Annotated in this window: 24 protein-coding genes; 9 read left to right on the top strand and 15 right to left on the bottom strand. The window is 36.6% G+C overall.

All coding sequences use genetic code 11. From position 1 onward, the window contains the following. Positions 1 to 89 precede the first annotated feature (89 nt). From KEM10_RS01335 to KEM10_RS01315, 5 genes are all read left to right on the top strand, one after another. Complete coding sequence (locus KEM10_RS01335) at positions 90 to 938, top strand: LytR/AlgR family response regulator transcription factor (RefSeq protein ID WP_212212460.1); 849 nt, start codon at positions 90 to 92, stop codon at positions 936 to 938. A 61-nt stretch (positions 939 to 999) separates the two neighbouring features. Then, the gene (locus KEM10_RS01330) at positions 1000 to 1398 is read left to right on the top strand and encodes a Fur family transcriptional regulator (protein WP_212212457.1); all 399 of its coding nucleotides are present in this window, start codon (positions 1000 to 1002) and stop codon (positions 1396 to 1398) included. Between the two features lie 4 nt (positions 1399 to 1402). Next, positions 1403 to 2278 carry a metal ABC transporter solute-binding protein, Zn/Mn family gene (locus tag KEM10_RS01325; RefSeq protein ID WP_212212455.1) on the top strand — a complete coding sequence of 292 codons (876 nt, stop codon included), beginning with the start codon at positions 1403 to 1405 and terminating at the stop codon, positions 2276 to 2278. A gap of 1 nt (position 2279) precedes the next feature. Next, positions 2280 to 3017: a metal ABC transporter ATP-binding protein gene (locus KEM10_RS01320; RefSeq protein ID WP_212212453.1), complete on the top strand. Its 738-nt coding sequence runs from the start codon at positions 2280 to 2282 to the stop codon at positions 3015 to 3017. Next, the gene (locus KEM10_RS01315) at positions 3010 to 3828 is read left to right on the top strand and encodes a metal ABC transporter permease (RefSeq protein WP_212212451.1); all 819 of its coding nucleotides are present in this window, start codon (positions 3010 to 3012) and stop codon (positions 3826 to 3828) included. Before KEM10_RS01320 ends, KEM10_RS01315 begins: the two co-directional genes overlap by 8 nt. Positions 3829 to 3990: 162 nt before the next feature. Here the strand turns inward: KEM10_RS01315 and KEM10_RS01310 are convergent, their stop codons facing one another. The 12 genes from KEM10_RS01310 to rsfS all read right to left on the bottom strand — a co-directional run bounded on the left by KEM10_RS01310 (position 3991) and on the right by rsfS (position 14354). Continuing rightward, on the bottom strand, positions 3991 to 4305 hold the full coding sequence (locus KEM10_RS01310) for a cation transporter (protein WP_212212449.1): 315 nt from the start codon (positions 4303 to 4305) through the stop codon (positions 3991 to 3993). An 18-nt stretch (positions 4306 to 4323) separates the two neighbouring features. After that, positions 4324 to 5187, bottom strand: a complete 864-nt coding sequence (locus KEM10_RS01305) for a protoheme IX farnesyltransferase (RefSeq protein WP_212212447.1) — start codon at positions 5185 to 5187, stop codon at positions 4324 to 4326. Beyond that, on the bottom strand, positions 5187 to 6137 hold the full coding sequence (coxB, locus tag KEM10_RS01300; RefSeq protein WP_212212445.1) for a cytochrome c oxidase subunit II: 951 nt from the start codon (positions 6135 to 6137) through the stop codon (positions 5187 to 5189). The genes KEM10_RS01305 and coxB overlap by 1 nt, the downstream gene beginning before the upstream one ends. Before the next feature lie 3 nt (positions 6138 to 6140). Continuing rightward, positions 6141 to 6428: a cytochrome C oxidase subunit IV family protein gene (locus KEM10_RS01295; RefSeq protein WP_212212443.1), complete on the bottom strand. Its 288-nt coding sequence runs from the start codon at positions 6426 to 6428 to the stop codon at positions 6141 to 6143. 10 nt (positions 6429 to 6438) lie between these two features. After that, a complete protein-coding gene (locus KEM10_RS01290) occupies positions 6439 to 7059 on the bottom strand; it encodes a cytochrome c oxidase subunit 3 family protein (protein ID WP_212212441.1) in 621 nt (206 codons plus the stop codon). A gap of 12 nt (positions 7060 to 7071) precedes the next feature. Further along, positions 7072 to 8685, bottom strand: a complete 1614-nt coding sequence (locus KEM10_RS01285; RefSeq protein ID WP_212212440.1) for a cytochrome c oxidase subunit I — start codon at positions 8683 to 8685, stop codon at positions 7072 to 7074. Positions 8686 to 8707: 22 nt separating this feature from the next. Then, a complete protein-coding gene (locus tag KEM10_RS01280; protein ID WP_212212439.1) occupies positions 8708 to 9469 on the bottom strand; it encodes an SCO family protein in 762 nt (253 codons plus the stop codon). Between the two features lie 264 nt (positions 9470 to 9733). Then, positions 9734 to 10387, bottom strand: a complete 654-nt coding sequence (locus KEM10_RS01275) for a phosphatidylserine decarboxylase family protein (protein WP_212212438.1) — start codon at positions 10385 to 10387, stop codon at positions 9734 to 9736. 15 nt (positions 10388 to 10402) lie between these two features. After that, positions 10403 to 11212: a phosphatidate cytidylyltransferase gene (locus tag KEM10_RS01270; protein ID WP_212212437.1), complete on the bottom strand. Its 810-nt coding sequence runs from the start codon at positions 11210 to 11212 to the stop codon at positions 10403 to 10405. 51 nt (positions 11213 to 11263) lie between these two features. Then, a complete protein-coding gene (locus KEM10_RS01265; protein WP_212212436.1) occupies positions 11264 to 11914 on the bottom strand; it encodes a LutC/YkgG family protein in 651 nt (216 codons plus the stop codon). Continuing rightward, positions 11895 to 13964, bottom strand: coding sequence for an ATP-dependent zinc metalloprotease FtsH (gene ftsH / locus KEM10_RS01260; RefSeq protein ID WP_212212435.1), 2070 nt, complete (start codon positions 13962 to 13964; stop codon positions 11895 to 11897). Before ftsH ends, KEM10_RS01265 begins: the two co-directional genes overlap by 20 nt. Positions 13965 to 13982: 18 nt before the next feature. Beyond that, the gene (gene rsfS, locus KEM10_RS01255; protein WP_212212434.1) at positions 13983 to 14354 is read right to left on the bottom strand and encodes a ribosome silencing factor; all 372 of its coding nucleotides are present in this window, start codon (positions 14352 to 14354) and stop codon (positions 13983 to 13985) included. A gap of 208 nt (positions 14355 to 14562) precedes the next feature. On the opposite strand from rsfS, the gene KEM10_RS01250 reads away from it, so the two are divergent. Together KEM10_RS01250 and KEM10_RS01245 are read left to right on the top strand one after the other, a co-directional pair. Next, positions 14563 to 15312 (top strand): biotin--[acetyl-CoA-carboxylase] ligase, encoded by a 750-nt coding sequence (locus KEM10_RS01250; RefSeq protein WP_212212432.1) that lies wholly within the window; start codon positions 14563 to 14565, stop codon positions 15310 to 15312. 358 nt (positions 15313 to 15670) lie between these two features. Further along, positions 15671 to 16027, top strand: a complete 357-nt coding sequence (locus tag KEM10_RS01245; RefSeq protein ID WP_212212430.1) for a helix-turn-helix domain-containing protein — start codon at positions 15671 to 15673, stop codon at positions 16025 to 16027. Positions 16028 to 16221: 194 nt separating this feature from the next. Here KEM10_RS01245 and KEM10_RS01240 read toward each other — a convergent pair whose 3' ends face one another. Next, the gene (locus KEM10_RS01240; protein WP_212212428.1) at positions 16222 to 16632 is read right to left on the bottom strand and encodes an SRPBCC family protein; all 411 of its coding nucleotides are present in this window, start codon (positions 16630 to 16632) and stop codon (positions 16222 to 16224) included. Positions 16633 to 16691: 59 nt separating this feature from the next. Beyond that, positions 16692 to 17324 (bottom strand): orotate phosphoribosyltransferase, encoded by a 633-nt coding sequence (gene pyrE, locus KEM10_RS01235; RefSeq protein WP_212212426.1) that lies wholly within the window; start codon positions 17322 to 17324, stop codon positions 16692 to 16694. Between the two features lie 7 nt (positions 17325 to 17331). On the opposite strand from pyrE, the gene KEM10_RS01230 reads away from it, so the two are divergent. Continuing rightward, the gene (locus KEM10_RS01230) at positions 17332 to 17946 is read left to right on the top strand and encodes an NUDIX hydrolase (protein WP_212212424.1); all 615 of its coding nucleotides are present in this window, start codon (positions 17332 to 17334) and stop codon (positions 17944 to 17946) included. 132 nt (positions 17947 to 18078) lie between these two features. Continuing rightward, positions 18079 to 18819, top strand: coding sequence for a hypothetical protein (locus KEM10_RS01225; RefSeq protein ID WP_212212421.1), 741 nt, complete (start codon positions 18079 to 18081; stop codon positions 18817 to 18819). A gap of 70 nt (positions 18820 to 18889) precedes the next feature. On the opposite strand, the gene KEM10_RS01220 is transcribed toward KEM10_RS01225, so the two are convergent. Further along, positions 18890 to 19450 carry a c-type cytochrome gene (locus tag KEM10_RS01220; RefSeq protein WP_212212419.1) on the bottom strand — a complete coding sequence of 187 codons (561 nt, stop codon included), beginning with the start codon at positions 19448 to 19450 and terminating at the stop codon, positions 18890 to 18892. Between the last annotated feature and the right edge of the window lie 3 nt (positions 19451 to 19453).

Below are 19453 nucleotides of genomic sequence, written 5' to 3'. Positions count from 1 at the left end.
GGGATTAAAATTTTAAGTATATTTAAGTGCATAATTCCAATCTCATCGTATTATTATTTATTATTTTTATGCGTTGTTAAAAAAAGAGCATGGATTTCAGTAAACCCATACCAGGATATTTATTAAAAAAACAGAACATAGTTCGCCTGATTTTATTCACGGCCGCCTTTGCCTTGGTTTTTATTAACATCTACTCGCCATTTGGTGTTACAACCTGGTTTAATATCTCCAAGCTTGAGTTATTATTCTATTCAAGTTTGGTAATACTTACTGGGGTATTAGTAGTAGTAATAAGTAGAATAATAATGTACCAAATATCAAAGAGGAATGTTAAAATTTCTTTGGGTAAATATTTGATATGGATTGCCATTGAGATATTAAGTATGTCTCTTTTTTACACCCTATATGAATTACTTATATTAAAAGATTTACGCCCTTTTGAAGAAGCCATCAAAGTATCTATTTTGAATACGTCATTAGTGCTTTTACTACCCTATTCTACACTTTGGCTTTACTTTGCTTGGCAAGACAACAAAGAGAAACTGGAAGAACTGAAGGCTGACACTGATGTTCCTAATGAAAAAAAGGGCATGGTTATATTTAATGATGAAAAAGGAACCATGCGCTTAACCTTAAAACTTGATGACTTGTTGTATTTAAGAGGAGCAGATAACTATGTTACCATTTATTATAATGATCATCAAAAGCAAGAAAAATTCCTTCTGCGCAACACTCTAAAGCAACTGGAAGAGTACTTGCGCCCATTAGATGTTATCAGATGCCATCGATCGTATATGGTGAACTTTAAAAAAGTAAAACTGATTGAAAGGAGTAAAGAAGGGTTGCGTATTAAACTTGATATTCAACCAGTCATCGAAGTTCCCATATCAAAAACGTATTCAACAGAAGTCTTCACTCTGTTTGAAAAGAATGGCTAAACTTTGCAACGATGTTGCAGAATTTAAATTAAGGTGATACTTTTGCAACAAAGTTGCAATTATGAAACCTGAAGATATCTTAGCAAAACATGGTTTAAGTCGTACTTCGATACGAACTAAGCTGATTCAAATATTAGCTGAGGCCCACGAGGCATTATCATCCAAGGAAATTGAACAACAGTTGGACGACAATGTGGACAGGGTAACAATCTATCGTACCATAAAATTATTTGAAGATAAAGGACTTATTCATAAAATAGTGGTAGATGAACAATCTACTAAGTATAGACTTATTAGAGAAAACAAAAGCACTGACCATCCGCATTTTCATTGTATTAAATGCGATAAAGTAGTTTGTCTTCCTGACACACCTCTCCCTTGTTGCGATTTACCTCAAGGATTTAGAGTTAGTACTCAAAACACAATTATTGAGGGCACCTGTCAAAAATGTAATAAATAAACCAATGAAATTTAGACACTTGAAATTCTTCTTCCCCATTTTGGGAATGATTATACTATTTGCATGTCAATCAGGCAAACAACACTCCACCAAACCAACGGTAACAGTTAGTATAGCACCACAAAAATTTTTTATTGAGCAACTAACAGACACCTTACTTGAAGTGAATGTTATGATACCTGCCGGAGCAAGCCATGCCACTTATTCTCCAACACCAAGTCAATTGGTAAAGTTGAGTAATTCTAAGGCCTACTTTCTAATGGGGCATCTAAGCTTTGAAAATACCTGGAAAGATAAGTTAAGAGAAGCCAATAAAGAAATGATCTGGTACAATATGTCTGAAGGTATTGCTCCCATTCAAGCTGAACATGACCACCATCATGATGAGGAATGCAGCCATGGAACTGATCCCCATACTTGGACTTCACCCAAGGAGGCTTTAATGATCATTAGCACGCTTAAATCAGCATTAATAGAATTGTTCCCTGAATATAAGAATACGATTGAAACCAACTATTCTTCATTTGCTAGTGAGATATCAAAGATGGATGAAAGGTTAGTTGAACTACAAAAAAACAATCCTGGATTAACGTTTATGATTTTTCATCCAGCCTACAGTTATTTAGCTCAAGCTTATAACTTTAACCAAATGACTATAGAATTTGAAGGAAAAACACCTACTCCTGCCAGAATGAAACAAACCATTGAAGAAGCATTAGACAAAAATATTTCAACCATTTATATACAGCAAGAATTTGACAAAACAAACGCTGAAACAATAGCCAAAGCAATTAATGCTCAAACCGTCCAGGTAAACCCTTTATCAGAGAACTGGCTGGATGAAATGAACCGTTTTATAACCCATCTCGAAAAACACTAACATGTCGAACCTGCTTCAGCTTAAAAATATATCTGCCGGATACGAGGGAAAAACCGTGTTGAGAGAAGTCAACCTAAATGTAAACCCAAACGATTTTGTTGGTATTATTGGTCCCAATGGCGGAGGTAAGACAACGCTTCTTAAAGTGCTTTTGGAATTAATTGAACCTTATCAAGGATCTGTTGTAAAAAAGGATGGTTTACGCATAGGCTATCTTCCGCAAATTAATACCATCGACAAAAAGTTTCCGATATCTGTAAAAGAAGTAATCCTTTCTGGTCGGCATGCCAACAACTGGAAGTTAGGCTCTAACAAAAAGAACGCTCAAAAGATTGATGAACTTCTTCAATTTGTAGGAATGAATCAATACAAAGACACAGCCATAGGTGACTTATCCGGAGGACAAATGCAAAGAATATTCTTGTGCAGAGCGCTCATAAGCAATCCTCATTTATTGATACTAGATGAACCCAACACCTATGTTGACAAAACGTTTGAAGAGAACCTATATAACCTGTTGAGTGAATTAAATAAAGACATGGCTATTTTGTTGGTCTCTCACGATGTTGGAACCATTTCTTCCATGGTTAAAACCATAGCGTGTGTTAATGGTGGATTACACTATCACGAATCCAATAAAATAACCAACGAGGTACTAAAATCTTATAACTGTCCTATTGAAATTATTAGTCACGGTACTGTTCCACACAGAGTTCTAAAAACCCATAAACATGAATAATTTTATTGAGTTAATATCTTTCAACTTCTTTCAGAATGCATTATGGGCAGCATTACTTACTTCGTTAATGGCAGGTATTGTAGGAACCTATATTGTGGCTAGACGAAACGTTTTTATAAGTGGAGGGATAACACATGCTTCATTTGGGGGTATGGGAATTGCCTATTTTCTGGGGTTATCACCTATACTGGGAGCGACCGTTTTTGCCATTGGATCGGCTTTGGGTATAGAATGGACCAGCAAAAAAGCAGGCCTACGAGAAGACAGTGCCATTGCTATCATCTGGTCATTAGGTATGGCCATTGGAATCATTTTTGTTTTTCTAACTCCAGGCTATACACCCAACCTAATGAGTTTTTTATTTGGTGACATACTAACTGTAAAAATGATAGACCTATTCCTACTGGCCATCCTTTCCTGTATTATCATTCTTCTAACAGTGATATTTTACCATCCAATACTATTTACTGCTTTTGATAGCGATTATGCACAAACAGTTGGCTACAAATCAACATTAATACGCTATATTATCTCAATAATTATTGCTTTATCAATTGTATTGGCCATTAAAATAATGGGAATCATACTTGTACTTTCCTTATTTACCATTCCTCCATCAACAGCCAATTTATTTTCTAAAAACTTTAAATCTATTATATACATCTCTGTAGTAATTAGCCTAACAGGAAGTATTTCAGGCCTGATACTTGCCTATATCTTTGATCTGCCATCAGGAGCTACAATCATTTTCACCCTTACAGGGATGTATGCCCTACTTCGAATTTTAAAATACGTATTTGAAAAAAGATAAAAAAGAACCATCCAAATTTGAAACATCACACTTAATTACTTTCCTAAAGTAGTCATTAAGGTTGCCAAAAATATATTAGTTCCGATTTGCAGGCCATAAATATAAAAGGCGACGCACCACCACAATGCATCGCCCTCTACCTTTTAATTGTCAAACTATTTCTTATTCTTTGGCTTTATATCCCACTTTCTCAATAATTCTGACCAGGTCTTTCCTATTCACTCTTACAGTATCAGCCTTAATAATCGTTTTACCTGTTTCATGATCGGCTTTAACCTCTGCAACACCTTCAAGTGTCAACAACCCTTTTTCAATGGTCATTTCACAACCATCACAGGTCATACCTTCCACATTCAATTCAATCTTGCCAACATTTTCTATAGAAACAGGCTGATCTTCTTTTTGTTCGCTCTTTTTAGTGTTACAGGCTCCTAAAACAAGAACCATCAGAAATAGCACACTTAAAATTTTTCTCATGATGTATATAATTAAATCCTAGATTTGATCTACATAAATCAATATCATCACCCATAAATAAAATGAGTTGAAGTACAAAAACATCTTTCTAAGATGAAGACTCTGCCCTTCTTTTTGTACTTGCAGAGTAATTCGAACCGACCATGCCATCATAAGAATAGTTGATATAGTTATAATCCAAACTACCGGTCGATTAGTAATCACATTAAAAAAAGGCAGAAACATTGCTGAAATAAAGGTTGCCAGAAACCAAACCAAATTGATTCGGTTTATTTGCTCTTCGGATAACACATCTGTAATAACCGGAAAACCAGCTTTACGATACTGATCACCATATTTTAATACTAACAACCAGAAATGTGGCATTTGTCCCAGGAAGAAAAATAATGCCAGAAAGTGAATACGCACATCCAATATTGAACCACCGGCAGCAATCCAACCAGCCACAGGTGGTATAGCGCCAACAACAGCCCCCGGAAATACAGAGAATGCACTCCATCTTTTCATAGGAGTGTAAAAAAGGTTATACCAAAGAACTCCCATCCAACCACTAATAACGGTCCAAATTCCAAACGGCAGAAGCGCAAATGTCCCTACCAAAAAAAACAAAAACGTAATAACAAAAGCGGATGAGCCATTTATAACACCTAAGGGAAGAGGGCGATTAGCTGTCCGACTCATTAATGCATCGAATTTTTGCTCCTGCATCTGATTTAATGATGACGCCCCTGCAGATAAAAAAAATATTCCTACCGCCACTAATAATCCGTAAACAGACAAAGACTCATCGTAAATGATATAACCTGTATAGGCAGTAAGGGCAACGGGCAAAGATATTGAGAGCTTACCCAATGTTTTGATATGAAGAAATGACAAACTCATTATTCAGATAATGATTGAAAATACTCTAATAAGTCCTTAATTTCCTGCTCTGTAATCTGATCTTTATAAGATAACATAAGCCCCTGATCATAGCCTTTAACCACATCAGCATTTGGATCCATTATTGAACGGCGAATATACTCTTCATCTCCAAATACTTCTCTCTCTACACCATCAGTAATCACCGTACGGGTACTACCAAGTATTCCTTTATATGAAGGTCCAACCAATTTACTTCCATCAACTGTATGACAAGCATTACATCCATACTTTCGTAGCACGCTTACACCAGCCAACCGTTTATTGGTTCCTTCATTGTTTTCATCAATAGCAACTGTATTTTCTTCCATCCATTTATCAAAGTCAACTTCTGGAATTACCTTAACAGCCGACATCATATAGGAGTGCCTTAATCCACAATACTCTGCACAAAACACCTCGTAATTCCCTTCTCTTTCTGACTCAAACCAGATATATGATTCTTTTCCAGGAACCATATCCTGCTTCACTCTAAAAGCCGGAATATACATACTATGAATAACATCCATAGCTTTCAGGTCAAGCTTAACTGGTCTATCTTTAGGTACAATTAAAGTATCTGTTACAATTCCATTCTCATACTCAAAAGCAAAACTCCACATACGTGCAATAGCCTTTATTTGCATTGCATCATCAGGCACCTCTTTTTGTGACTTCCATCCCTGCCATCCATACGAAAACATCACCAACACCAAAATGGTAGGTATTACGGTCCAGATTATTTCAAGTTTAGTACTTCCTTCAATATGAGTTGCCTTAGGGTTTTTACTTTTTCTGTATCGAAAAATATAGTACACCAAAACAGCTGTAATCGCAAAAAGGAAAAGCAACGCTACGCCAAAAATAAACAGGAAAGCAGAATCTACCTGTGAAACAAAAGTGGAGGCATCTTGTGTAGTTTTGTCTATCATATCTTATCGATAATTATAATCTAAAAATGTTACAAACATCACCAGTGCAATAAGAATAAACACCGCTGACACCAATGCTTTCAACAACTTATTGTCAAACTTAAGGTGCATAAAGTAAACCAATACCAATCCGGATTTTATGGTTGCCAGCAAAATAGCTGTAAACACTGTTAAACTTGCTAAATCAATTTGAGTAACAGCGACAGATATTAAGGTCAATACAACTAATACTGCCAAAATAATTCCGTAGGTCTTAAAGGGTACAATATGTGGTTCATTATGATTTTCCATAGTTCTGTATTTAAGCGATTAGGTAAAATAATGGAAATAAGAATATCCAGATTAAATCAACTAAATGCCAATATAAACCGGCATTGTCCAACAACACAGGATTATCGGCTGTTAGTGTATTATTATTAACCCTTACACTTACAATAGTGATTAGTATAAAACCAACTATAATATGAAGTGCATGTAACCCTGTCATAAAAAAGTATAATCCATAAAATAAGGTATCTCCCTGCCCCAGTTTCAATAAATCTTCACTCCCGGGAAATAAACCATGATGAAATTTACCTTCCCACTCGAAATATTTATTCACCAGAAACATAAAGGCAATAAATAATGTAGTGGCTAGCATTAGCATAGTCATTCCTTTATTTCGCATACGAATGGCACTACTAGCCATTGCCATACATGCACTACTTCCTAAAAGTATTATGGTATTTACCGTTCCTACTGTAACACTTAATTCTTCGGCTGCCAGATGAAAAGCTACTGGATTTAAGTAGCGATAAACACCATACACAATAAACAAACCGGCAAAAAGCAGTAGTTCGGTAAAAATAAAAAGCCACATCCCAATCTTCGACCCTTCATCGTCGCGATGGATATCATGTGATAATGCAATAGTTTGACTCATATTATTTGGATTTTATCTGTAATCGTATGGACTACGTTTAATAACAGGTATTTCTTCAAAATTTTCAAGTGTTGGAGGAGAATCCACTTCCCACTCCAAAGTTTTTCCTCCCCATGGATTCTTTGTTGCCTTTGGTCCTTTTTTAGCTCCTCTAATCAGGTTTACCAAAATGATAATTAATCCGGCAATCATAACCCATGAGCCAATAGTTGAAATGATGTTCGGTCCATGAAAACGATCAACATAATCGTAATAACGACGAGGCATGCCATCTATTCCCAGGAAAAACATTGGAAGATATAAAGTGGTAAATCCAATAAAGAACATAATCCAACCACGGGTAGCCACTTTAGTGTTATACATTCGACCCCAAATTTTAGGAAACCAATAATGGATGGCGCCCATAAAGGCAAACCCAACACCTCCAAAGACAATAAAATGGAAATGTGCTACAACAAAAGCAGTATCATGCAAATGTACATTTGTTGCTAAAGCTCCTAAAGCCAATCCGGATAAACCTCCAATCATAAAAACAAACAAGAATGAAGCTGCCCAAAAGAACGGTGGCTCTAATTGTATGGATGCTTTATGCAATGTTCCTACCCAATTAAAGACCTTAATAGCACTAGGAATGGCAACTAAAAATGTTAGAAATGAAAAAGTATACAATGCTGTTCCACTCATTCCGGAAGTAAACATATGGTGCCCCCAAACAAAATATCCAACAAAAGCAATGGCCAAGGTTGATATAACTATTGCTTTATAGCCAAATATCGATTTATTGGCAAAAGTCGGAATGATCTCAGAGATAGCTCCCATGGCAGGTAATATCATTATATATACTGCCGGATGTGAATAGATCCAGAACAAATGCTGATATAAAATAGGATCACCCCCTAAGGCAGGATCAAAGAATCCAATATGAAATAATCTTTCTCCAACAATCATTAATAAGGTGATACCTACGATTGGAGTGGCCAGAATTTGAATCCATGCTGTTCCATACAGTGTCCATGGAAATAAAGGCAGTCTGAACCAGGTCATTCCCGGAGCCCTTAAGCGATGAATAGTGACAATAAAATTAATACCTGTTAGAATGGAAGAGAATCCTAAAACGAATGCCCCAATCACAGCCGGAAGCATATTGGTATTGGTTTTAAAACTATATGGAGCATAAAATGTCCAACCCGTATCTGGCGGTCCACCTCCCATAAATAGAGCTGACAAAGCAATTACTGCTCCTACCATATAAACCCACCACGACAAGAGGTTTAATTTTGGAAAAGCCACGTCCTTAGCCCCAATCATTATCGGTAAAAAGAAGTTTCCGAAAACAGCTGGTAAACCTGGCACCACAACAAGAAAAATCATAATAACACCATGAAGTGTAAATATGGCATTGTATGCTTCAGGATTCATTATCGTTTTGCCCGGAGCAATCAATTCCAGTTTCATGGCAGCCCCTAACGAAACTCCCACTAAAAAGAAGGTAACGATGGCATACAAATACAGCAGCCCTATTCGTTTATGATCAGTTGAAAAGATCCAGGCAAAAATACCCTTGTATCTTCCTTTTTCTTCTCTAAAACTAACATGTGTTGTAGTTTCTGATATATGATTTGACATAGACTAAGGATTGATGTTAATTTTAATTAGTTACTTTTCTTTTGGGTTTAACCGTTAACACCAGAAGTACCAACGCGGCAATCACCAATATTAATATTCCGGCTACTTTTGTAATGTTTAAAACATATGATTGTCCAACAGGATCGTAACTATAACAGAATTGCAATATCCGATTGACAGTTGGTCCCGGTATTCCTTTGGATGCTTCAATAACAGCTAATTTAAATTCGAATGGTAAAAAATAAGTACCGTTTAAGTACCTTGTAATTTTTCCTTCCGGACTAATAAGAATTAAACCAGCAGTATGTATAAAATCATTACCGGTACGTTTGAAACTAAACCCAAGTGCATTGGTTAATCGTGTAACATTCAAACTATCGGCAGTATAAAACAACCACCCCTTTTCCATACCTTCCTGCTTAACCAACATCGAGTAGTTATTTCTCTTCTTCAATGCCAAATCGGATCCTTCGGTATAATCGAAGCTAACTGTTACAATCTGGTAATCTTCTCCTAAAACCATATCAGAACCATTAACCACTTCGGTAATACCATCCATTAAAGGGGTACAAATTCCAGGACAACGATAATAGACAAAGTTAAAAACAGTAGGCTTTGTAAATAAAGTACCAATTTTGACCTTATCTCCATTTATATCCACCAATTCAATATCGTCAGGAACAGTTTCATCCAGGTGTTCAATAATTCCTATTTTTTCCGGATTCTGAGCTGCGGAATCAAATAAGAATAAAACGGTACTTAAAATGATTAATATCTTCCTCATATATTCACAATTCTTGACGAGCTGCTAAAATATAAATAATACTTTTTAATCTTTTATTCTTTTTAACAATTTTGCTCTTTTTTCTACATTATATGTTTTAATGACAAACAGCGCATTACTAACACCTTAAACCATCATCCCCAAAGCACTTTTATAACAATAAAGTTGGACTATGGTTTAAGATGTGTTAAAATTCAATGAATAAACGACACAAAAAAAGGGCTGCCAAAACGGCAACCCTTCTATCTAAATAGTAGTATCTTTTTATTTTAACCAGCCAATAATTGTTTGTCGGCCCGTTACCTTTTGCTCTAGTTCAACATCAATTCTTGAATCCAAAGGCAAATACAAATCAACTCTTGAACCAAATTTAATAAAACCCATTTGCTCTGCCTGTGCCACCTTCTTTTCTTCTTCGGCATAACACACAATTCGGCGAGCCATTGCTCCGGCAACCTGACGAACTAATATCTGTGTACCTTTACTGTTCTCCAAAACAACTGTTGTACGTTCGTTTTCGGTTGATGATTTTGGCAAATAGGCAGCCATAAATCGTCCGTTATGATGTCTGAAATACTTCACTACTCCTTTTATAGGAAACCAGTTAATATGCACATTAAAAACAGACATAAATATTGAAACCTGAAGACATTTGGTTTTCAAAAACTCACCTTCTTCAACTTCTTCAATAGTAACAACTTTACCATCAGCAGGGGCAATAATTGCTCCATCCTGAATTATGGCATCTCTTTTAGGACTTCTGAAGAAATTAACAATTAAGAAATAAAATATTACCGATGCTAGCGTGGTATATTTTGTAATTTCAATACCGCCTAAAAAATAAATACCAGTATTGATGGCCAATAAAACAATAAGCACTACAAATAATGTTGAGTACCCTTCTTTATGTATAGTCATATTTAAAAATTACAATTATCCGAATAAAACAAATAGTGCAAACACCATTGGTGCCGAAAATAAAACGGCATCAAATCGATCAAGTATTCCGCCATGTCCTGGCAATATATTACCTGAATCTTTAATGTCAACATTTCTTTTCAACATTGATTCAATTAAATCACCCAATGTTCCAAACACTGATATAATGAGGCCGGCACCCATCCATACACCTAATGCAGCCAAACCGGTTAGCTTAAAAATAATATAAGCGGCTGCAAATGTAAATATAACTCCGCCAATAAATCCTTCCCAGGTCTTTTTTGGTGAAATTCTTTCATATAATTTATGCTTTCCAAGGGTAACACCCACAAGATAAGCGCCTGTATCGTTACACCAAACCATAGCAAAAAAACCCAACAGATAAAATCCATTGAATTCGCCGTCGACCCATCCTGTTAGATACAAGAAAGACATGGGTAATGATACATATATAGGTACCAATAAGGTAAGAGCAATGCGTTGAAAAGGATTTTCACCTCCTTTAAACAATTCCCGAACGAAAGGAATCCAGATAATTGGCATTAAGATCACATACCAACTTTGATTCAACAGATCCATTGTGTCGAGAAAAACCAAAAGTTGAAAAGCCAGTCCCAGCGATAGGGCTGCCAATAGATTAACTTTGTCGTATTTGCGTTCCAGCAAGCGTTTCAGCTCAAGCATTCCAACAAATGCAACCAATAAACAAACTAAAAAAAACAAAACAGGATGGTATAGGATAGACCCAACAACCGTTACTACGAAGAGGATACCTGTTAAGGTGCGCTGTATAAAATTATTCATCGATTGACATTAATGCGGTGCAAAGTTAATATATCCTTGCAAATTTGAAAATTAAGCATCAATGTCTATTAACACAATCAGTTCTTTGGGGCCATGAGCACCCATAACCAGCGTCTTCTCAATGTCGGCTGTTCGGCTGGCTCCGGTAATAATCGTCATTTGCGAAGGCAATGCACCTTCATATCTCTCTTTCATTCCTTGTATAGCTTCTTCTATAAAAGGAACCAATTGCGATGCTTTGGCCACAACTAAATGTACGGGAGGAAAAATATTCATCAACCTACCTGATGGCTGGATGGAACTAACGACAACCGAACCTGTGCGCGAGATCAGATACTCACATGTAGTTATGCCAGCCTCCATATGCTCAAAATCATCTTCATTTGAACTGGTGTTAATCTTATCATTGAAGAGATTAAATAAATATGGATCGCGAGTAAATAAATATTTCCATTGGCGCTCTTCAACCATCTGCTGAACCACTAAAATCAATTCTTCACTTCCCGAAAACTCAATTGCCTTGCCTTTTATTTTTGAGAGTTCATCTTTAAAGGTAGCCAACAAATTTTCAGGCTGAGGAAAAACACGAACGGATCGATCTCTTGCCGAGATCGATCCGTCATTTATATTCTTTGCCGATCTTAATCTGTTTAAGATTCTTTCACGGTCGTTATTTGATTGTTTATTTTGGCTCTGACTCATTTTTATCAGATGTTTCAGATGAAGCTTCCGGAGCTTCTTCTTCAGCTTTTGGAGCTTCTATTTCAGTTGAAACTTCCTCATCCGCATCACCCTCCAAATCTTCTTCGTCAATCACATGCTCAGAAAGCTTACGCTTACCAAACAATTTTTCTAAATCTTCGCTAAAGATAACCTCACGCTCCAATAGAACTTCTGCCAACTGAACATGTTTATCGTGGTTATCAATCAATATCTTTTTAGCGCGTGCATACTGCTCATCAATAATTCGGCTTACCTCTTCATCAATCAACTCAGCAGTTTTTTCGCTATATGGTTTCTGGAATGAATATTCCGACTGACCAGATGAATCGAAGAAACTCTTGTTACCTACCTTTTCACTCATACCAAAATAGGTAACCATAGCGTAGGCTTGTTTGGTAACTTTTTCCAGGTCATTTAATGCTCCGGTACTAATTTTACCAAACATGATTTCTTCAGCTGCACGTCCACCTAAAGCAGAACACATCTCATCCAATATTTGCTCAGTAGTTGTCAACTGACGCTCTTCGGGCAAATACCAGGCTGCACCTAATGCTTTTCCACGAGGAACAATAGTTACTTTCACCAACGGATGGGCATATTCAAGTAACCAACTAATGGTAGCATGACCCGCTTCGTGATAAGCAACAGCCGAACGTTCATCTTTTGATATAATTTTATTTTTCTTTTCTAATCCACCTACAATACGATCAACCGCACTTAGAAAATCTTCTTTCTCAACAATCTTTTTGTTGCCACGCGCTGCAATCAAAGCGGCCTCGTTGCAAACATTGGCAATATCGGCACCAGAGAAACCTGGTGTTTGTTTTGCCAAAAACTTACTTTCAACATCCTTGCTTAATCGTAATGGGCGTAAGTGAACATCAAAAATAGCTTTACGCTCTTTTAAATCCGGCAACTCAACATGTATCTGACGATCGAAACGCCCGGCACGCATCAAGGCTCTATCCAAAATATCGGCACGGTTAGTAGCAGCTAAAATAATAACCCCACTATTGGTTCCGAAACCATCCATCTCGGTTAACAGCTGGTTCAATGTATTCTCACGCTCATCGTTAGCTCCCATATTTGGGCTTTTACCACGAGCTCGACCAATAGCATCAATCTCGTCGATAAATACAATACAAGGTGCTTTTTCTTTGGCTTTCTTAAACAAGTCACGAACACGACTAGCTCCAACTCCCACAAACATCTCAACAAAATCGGAACCCGACATGCTAAAAAATGGGACATTAGCCTCACCAGCTACAGCCTTTGCCAAAAGTGTTTTACCAGTTCCCGGAGGGCCTACCAAAAGAGCTCCTTTAGGTATCTTACCACCCAGCTCGGTATATTTTTCCGGTTTCTTTAAGAACTCAACAATCTCTTCCAGCTCCTGCTTGGCTTCAACTAAACCAGCTACATCCTGGAAGGTAACATTAATGCTGGATTCTTTATCGAACATCTTTGCTTTTGATTTACCCACATTAAAGATGTTACCGGCTCCACCGGCACCCCCCTGGGCTCCCATCCTGCGGAAAATAAATACCCATACTGCTATTAAAAGCAATAAAGGCCACATAAATGTGAAAAATTCACCGAAGAAATCAGTACGGTTTTCGTAATCATCAGGAATTTCCATTCCCAGTTTTTCTTCAGCAAGATGTTTATCCTGGTTAAAAACTTCCATTGAAGGCAGGGTCACCTTAAAATGTGGACCTGCAGCTGGAGGTCCTGAATTAGTAATATTCTCATTAAAGAGATGTTTATACTTATCCAACTTATCTTCCTGCATGGTAATTTCCGCAATCCCTTCGTTGCGAATGACCATGATTTCTTTTATATCACCACTTTCTAGAATTTCTTTTCTGAAATCGCTATAAGAAATGCTGTGTGCGCTCTGGCCAAAATCCATGCGACTCACCAGCAACAAGGCAACGGCAATTAATCCATAGGCCCAGTACATGTTGAACTTGGGCAATTTCGATTTTTCTTTATCGTTTCCTTGACCTTTTGGTTTTTCGTTTGCCATATGTTAATGCATCTAATTTTAAAACAAATTCTCTATGTCTGTGCGTTCAGCATCAGCCCATAAATTTTCTAAGTTGTAGAACTCCCTCTGTGATCGTTGAAATACGTGAACTATTACGTCAAAGTAATCGAGTAAAATCCACTCTGCATTTGTAAATCCTTCGGTGTGATTTGGCTTTTCACCAGCATGCTTTCGCACATAATCATCAACAGAATTAGCTACGGCATCAACATGTGTGTTACTGTCGCCATCGCAAATTACAAAATACTGACAAATGGTATTATCCAACTCAGTAAGGTCGAGTATCGCAATATTTGTGCCTTTCTTTTCTTGTATTCCTTCAACAATGGTATTCACTAATTGTTTGGCAGTCATATTTTCTTCCTTCATTCCCTTTCTGATTCTTTTTTTCTTAAATCTTAGTTTCGGATTTTTGTAGCTTTTACAGTATAATGCGATACAGTGCAGCTCGTTAGGCAATATCGCAAAAAATCAATCTGTCAAAGATAGCACTTTTAGATATATATAAATGATGTATTTTTACCTTTCGGTAAAGTTAGTTTTCATAAACTGACATTTTTACATCAATACTGAAAGGATGACACATAATTTCGAAAAGACTTACATAAGATACAACGAACTGCCATCAACCAATGAAGAAATGAAGCAGGTGCTGGGCCGACATCAACTTGATGAAGGTATCATCATTACTACCAGTCATCAGGTAGCTGGTAAGGGGCAGGCCGGTAACACATGGGAAAGCGAAAAAGGGAAAAATCTTACTTTTAGTCTATTGCTTCGTCCCGATTTTCTTGAACCTCACAAGCAATTTTATATTTCTAAAATAGTTTCGCTGGGATTGATTGACACCATTCGAGAGTTTTTATGTGGTATTACTATTAAATGGCCCAACGATATTTATATTGGAGATAAGAAACTGGCAGGCATTTTAATTGAAAATTCTATCCTGGGACCTCATCTTGACTATTGTATCATTGGTATTGGTTTAAATGTTAATCAAACGAACTTTGTTTCTGATGCACCTAACCCTGTATCGTTAAAAGGCATTAGTATGACTGACTTTGATTTGGATGAATTACTTGACAAGATTATCAATCATATTCAGAAAAGATACAATCAATTGAAGCAGGGCATGGAGAAAGATATTGACCACGAATATTTTAGTTTACTCTACCGAAATATTGGTAAACACCCCTTTAAAGATGAAAATGGCTACTTCAGAGCCTCTATTAAAAGTGTGAATGAAATGGGATTGTTGACCCTTAAGGATGAAGAAGGTTCTTTACGCGAATATGCTTTTAAAGAGGTTGAATTTGTACAGGAATAGTTGCTTATAGAGCATACTATTATGCGATAGAGCATACTATTATGCGATAGAGCATACTTAATATTAATCAAAGCCTATTCAATTCCCTTCAATTGCTATTTTAATGTAAGCATAAATCATTTAATGCATATCATAAAGTAATTGTTGCAAAGCATAAACGATTTTAATAAGAACAATAACGTATTTGATTTAAACACAAACTAATTTCCATTAAGAATAAGCTAATCAATATATATCATAACATATAATGGGTATAGCATTTACGACTTATTTTAAATTACAAAGCACTTATTTTTAGTTAAAAAATACTTACTTTTAAATATTAAGTACTTTTAATCAGTAACTAAAAATCAGACCCATGTTAATCTATCGATTTGATCGCATTTTTAAGGCACGGGGTATAGCTCATCCTTTCACCTATTTGCGTAATGCAGGTTTTTCTGACACATTAGCCTCGCGCATCAAAAACAACAAAGTGAAACGTTTAGGCATGATTCATCTTGAGAAATTATGTATTTTATTAAAATGTACTCCTAATGATGTAGTTGCCTGGATTCCGGATTCGAAATCAGAACTTGAAGCCGAGCATCCTCTGAACAGTCTTCGGCAAACAGATAATGAGATAGATTTGGTAAAAACTATTAATTCAATCCCCCTTGGTAAACTCGAAAAGATAGAACAACTTATAAAAGACGAGTTGAATAAGGAGGAATAATAGCCATCAGCCAATGGCTATTAGCTATTAGCTGCCATAAGGTTCGCATCTTATTTATACTATTATATAAAGATGGAATAAAATTAGCCTAAATTCTTTACAGGCATCCCTGCGGGACTATCTGATTATCATCAACAACATTGCACTTTCGTACGATGCTATTACAGGCGTCCCTCCGGGACTACCTGTAGTAATTATTTATCGTATTGATGATTGGCAATTGCATCAGAAAGAACTTCCAGGAACTTATTAATTGGTTTGCTGGCAACCATTTTAATCATCGGATTCATATCAGCCTTGATGGTCAACTTTACGCGGGTATCGTCTTCGGCCACTTCTTTTAACTGAATCCACAAAAAGAAATTAAAAGGCGTTTTACCCTCAGCTGTAAACTTAATGGTTTTGTTTTCTTCTTTTTCAATAATTCGCAATCCCACTTCACCAACCGGATCAATGGTAAATCGACAACTATCGCCTTCCGACTTCCAATTGCTAATTTTGTCTTTAGGAATTAAATCACCAAAATGATCAAAATCGCCCAAAAAATTATAAATAGTTTCAGCTGGATACGCTGATTTTTTTACTTTGCTTTCAAACTTAGTCATAGCGTAAAATAAAAGAGCAAGCCATTACCTGACTTGCTCTGAGTTTATGCATAAATATCTTACTTCTTCCAGCTGGCAGGATCTTTTCTCCATTCCTGCAGAGTAGCCACATCGTCAGCTGATACATAACCTGACTCTTTGGCAGATGGAATCATTTGCTCATACGAGCTTAAAGTTGTTAAGTCAACATTAGCTGTTTTAAAAGCTTCTTCAGCAACACCAAAGCCATAAGTAAAAATAGCTAACATACCCATTACTTCAGCTCCGGCTTCACGAATGGCTTCAACAGCTTTTAAGCTACTTCCTCCAGTTGAAATCAAATCTTCAATCACAACCACTTTTTGCCCTGGTTGCAAATCACCTTCAATAAGGTTAGTCATACCATGCGACTTGGCCGATGAACGGATATAGATAAATGGCTTATTAATTGAATCGGCCACCAAAGCACCTTGTGCAATAGCGCCTGTTGCCACACCCGCAATAACATCCACTTCAGGATACATCTCCATCACCAGACGAGCAAATTGTAACTTAATAAAATCACGCACTTCAGGATACGAAAGTGCTTTACGGTTATCGCAATAAATTGGCGATTTCCATCCCGATGCCCATGTAAATGGGTTTGCAGGTTGCAACTTAATTGCCTTAATTTGCAACAGCTGATTGGCTATGATTTCTGCTAATTTTTCCATGTCGCAAATGTATAAAGTTTTTTTCAAGGATAGAATACTTTTTTTAACCGACTCGTTAGAACAAGACCTTATTTCTAACGACTTTGATGCATTACATAAATTTACCTCGCATCATGAGTTGAAGTTATTTATTGAGTCGTTTGAAGACAATACTGATTTACAAAAGGCTTTTTTGTACGGAAGACCCAAAGATCAGTTATTAACTGAACTGAAAAAATGCTATAAATTTATTGTGGCAGCCGGAGGGTTAGTTTCAAATGCTAATGATGATTTATTGGTAATACATCGGTTGGGTGTATATGACTTACCCAAAGGCAAGGCCGAATTAGATGAAAGCATTGAAGAAACAGCCTTACGGGAAGTTACAGAAGAATGTGGCATAACTCCGTTGCAGCTTGAATATAAACTATGCTCTACTTTTCATACATACCAACAAAAAGGTATCAATTATTTAAAGGAAACCGTTTGGTATATGATGAAATTTAATGCCATTACAGAACCTGTTCCACAGACTGAGGAAAATATTGTTAGTGCGCAATGGTTAGCTGTTACAAAATTGGATGATATCAAACAAAACACTTACCCATCCATTCTGGAAGTGCTTCAATCGGCAGGATTTTAGACTAAAATCACCAAATTAATTGAATTTAACACCTATTTAGAAACAAATCAGGGGTTTTAAGGGTAAAAAAAGAAGAATTTGTATTGAATCATAGTTTTTTAAACTATTTTAGTGCTAAATAAAACACCTGACATGTCCGAAAACGAGTTCAACGAGCAAAAAACAAGGCTTCGGATTGAAGCTATGGAAAAAGAAGTCCAGCGCTTACGTTCATCCAGCCAAAAGCAATCTTCTAAAATAGGCACACTCCGCAGGAGTTTATATTTTCAACTTGTATTTTTCGTGTCCTTACTTTCAATTCTATTGTTTAAAGGATTGATTATGCTTCCCGGAATAGGTAGTTCTATAGAGAAAGCACCTCTACAAGCTGAAGTGGTCACTCCTAAAGATACAGTACCTGAGCAACCGGTAGAAGAGGACACTGTAAGTCACATAATTTACAATACACATAAAGGAGCCATACCTAAAGAAGATTATGACGGCATTATCTTTGCTATTCAAATTGGTGCCTACACAGGTATTGATCTTGATAAATATGAAGATAATCTACTCGGCATTAAACAGGATACTTATGAAGGAATTAACCAGTTTACTTTAGGTGAATTTATAGATTATAAAGAGGCTGATGAATTTCTTGATGTGGTTAGAGACATGGGCTTCGAAGATGCATTTATCATGTCGTTTAAAAACGGGCGTAGAATCAATATCCAAAATGCTCTTGCTATGCGTGTACAGGAATCTAATAAAGAAGATAAAGTAAAAGAAGCCTATCAGGAAGAAGGCACAACGAATAATAATTTGGCTTCAACAACTCATCAGGAGGCAAATGAAAGTGTGGTTGTACCTGTTTCTTCAGAAGGTATCAGATTATAAGAAATATCATATATAATAAGAAGCCACCATTGCTAATTGCTCTGGTGGCTTCTTTATTATTAACAAACTATTATTGATGCAGTTCTTGCCGAATATAACTTATGATCTTCCATCGGTCATCGGGAATTACCTGAGCCGCATGTGATCCCATCATCCCAAATCCAACGGTAATTACATGAAATATTTCTCCATCGGGATTATCTTTAATCTTATCGGATAATAAGGTAGCCGGAGGATATGGATATTTACCGGAAGTGTATAAAAACCCTTTCCCATCCCCATTATCACCATGACAATTGATACAATAAATACCATATAGTTCTTTACCTCTCTCTACTATTTCAGCTTCGCCATGGTATGGATTTTCCAACTCTTGTCCAGCCCATGTACGATTAACGTCAGTTTTTTCGAAATCGAAAGGAATCATCTCACGAGGCACTGTTCCTTCAGGAGGCAACTGATTGGTTTTACCGTCTTCCCAAACCGGACTCTCAGCATACGTTTCATAGGCTTGCGAATTTTCCATATCAGGAAAATAGCTATATCCCGGATGATTACGATTTTTATCGCACGAAGCCATCAAAGCAATTAAGGCCACTCCCAAACTGAATATCTTTATTGGTTTCTTCATATC

It is taken from the genome of Carboxylicivirga linearis (assembly GCF_018271995.1).
In the GTDB taxonomy this organism is placed as follows: domain Bacteria; phylum Bacteroidota; class Bacteroidia; order Bacteroidales; family Marinilabiliaceae; genus Carboxylicivirga; species Carboxylicivirga linearis.
This window is presented reverse-complemented; position numbering and strand designations above follow the sequence as displayed.

What these genes read in the sequence shown, in the direction of transcription:
- KEM10_RS01335 (WP_212212460.1), top strand. Translation starts at nt 90, where the DNA reads ATGGATTTCAGTAAACCCATACCAGGATATTTATTAAAAAAACAGAAC.
- KEM10_RS01330 (WP_212212457.1), top strand. Translation starts at nt 1,000, where the DNA reads ATGAAACCTGAAGATATCTTAGCAAAACATGGTTTAAGTCGTACTTCG.
- KEM10_RS01325 (WP_212212455.1), top strand. Translation starts at nt 1,403, where the DNA reads ATGAAATTTAGACACTTGAAATTCTTCTTCCCCATTTTGGGAATGATT.
- KEM10_RS01320 (WP_212212453.1), top strand. Translation starts at nt 2,280, where the DNA reads ATGTCGAACCTGCTTCAGCTTAAAAATATATCTGCCGGATACGAGGGA.
- KEM10_RS01315 (WP_212212451.1), top strand. Translation starts at nt 3,010, where the DNA reads ATGAATAATTTTATTGAGTTAATATCTTTCAACTTCTTTCAGAATGCA.
- KEM10_RS01310 (WP_212212449.1), bottom strand. Translation starts at nt 4,305, where the DNA reads ATGAGAAAAATTTTAAGTGTGCTATTTCTGATGGTTCTTGTTTTAGGA.
- KEM10_RS01305 (WP_212212447.1), bottom strand. Translation starts at nt 5,187, where the DNA reads ATGAGTTTGTCATTTCTTCATATCAAAACATTGGGTAAGCTCTCAATA.
- coxB (WP_212212445.1), bottom strand. Translation starts at nt 6,137, where the DNA reads ATGATAGACAAAACTACACAAGATGCCTCCACTTTTGTTTCACAGGTA.
- KEM10_RS01295 (WP_212212443.1), bottom strand. Translation starts at nt 6,428, where the DNA reads ATGGAAAATCATAATGAACCACATATTGTACCCTTTAAGACCTACGGA.
- KEM10_RS01290 (WP_212212441.1), bottom strand. Translation starts at nt 7,059, where the DNA reads ATGAGTCAAACTATTGCATTATCACATGATATCCATCGCGACGATGAA.
- KEM10_RS01285 (WP_212212440.1), bottom strand. Translation starts at nt 8,685, where the DNA reads ATGTCAAATCATATATCAGAAACTACAACACATGTTAGTTTTAGAGAA.
- KEM10_RS01280 (WP_212212439.1), bottom strand. Translation starts at nt 9,469, where the DNA reads ATGAGGAAGATATTAATCATTTTAAGTACCGTTTTATTCTTATTTGAT.
- KEM10_RS01275 (WP_212212438.1), bottom strand. Translation starts at nt 10,387, where the DNA reads ATGACTATACATAAAGAAGGGTACTCAACATTATTTGTAGTGCTTATT.
- KEM10_RS01270 (WP_212212437.1), bottom strand. Translation starts at nt 11,212, where the DNA reads ATGAATAATTTTATACAGCGCACCTTAACAGGTATCCTCTTCGTAGTA.
- KEM10_RS01265 (WP_212212436.1), bottom strand. Translation starts at nt 11,914, where the DNA reads ATGAGTCAGAGCCAAAATAAACAATCAAATAACGACCGTGAAAGAATC.
- ftsH (WP_212212435.1), bottom strand. Translation starts at nt 13,964, where the DNA reads ATGGCAAACGAAAAACCAAAAGGTCAAGGAAACGATAAAGAAAAATCG.
- rsfS (WP_212212434.1), bottom strand. Translation starts at nt 14,354, where the DNA reads ATGAAGGAAGAAAATATGACTGCCAAACAATTAGTGAATACCATTGTT.
- KEM10_RS01250 (WP_212212432.1), top strand. Translation starts at nt 14,563, where the DNA reads ATGACACATAATTTCGAAAAGACTTACATAAGATACAACGAACTGCCA.
- KEM10_RS01245 (WP_212212430.1), top strand. Translation starts at nt 15,671, where the DNA reads ATGTTAATCTATCGATTTGATCGCATTTTTAAGGCACGGGGTATAGCT.
- KEM10_RS01240 (WP_212212428.1), bottom strand. Translation starts at nt 16,632, where the DNA reads ATGACTAAGTTTGAAAGCAAAGTAAAAAAATCAGCGTATCCAGCTGAA.
- pyrE (WP_212212426.1), bottom strand. Translation starts at nt 17,324, where the DNA reads ATGGAAAAATTAGCAGAAATCATAGCCAATCAGCTGTTGCAAATTAAG.
- KEM10_RS01230 (WP_212212424.1), top strand. Translation starts at nt 17,332, where the DNA reads ATGTATAAAGTTTTTTTCAAGGATAGAATACTTTTTTTAACCGACTCG.
- KEM10_RS01225 (WP_212212421.1), top strand. Translation starts at nt 18,079, where the DNA reads ATGTCCGAAAACGAGTTCAACGAGCAAAAAACAAGGCTTCGGATTGAA.
- KEM10_RS01220 (WP_212212419.1), bottom strand. Translation starts at nt 19,450, where the DNA reads ATGAAGAAACCAATAAAGATATTCAGTTTGGGAGTGGCCTTAATTGCT.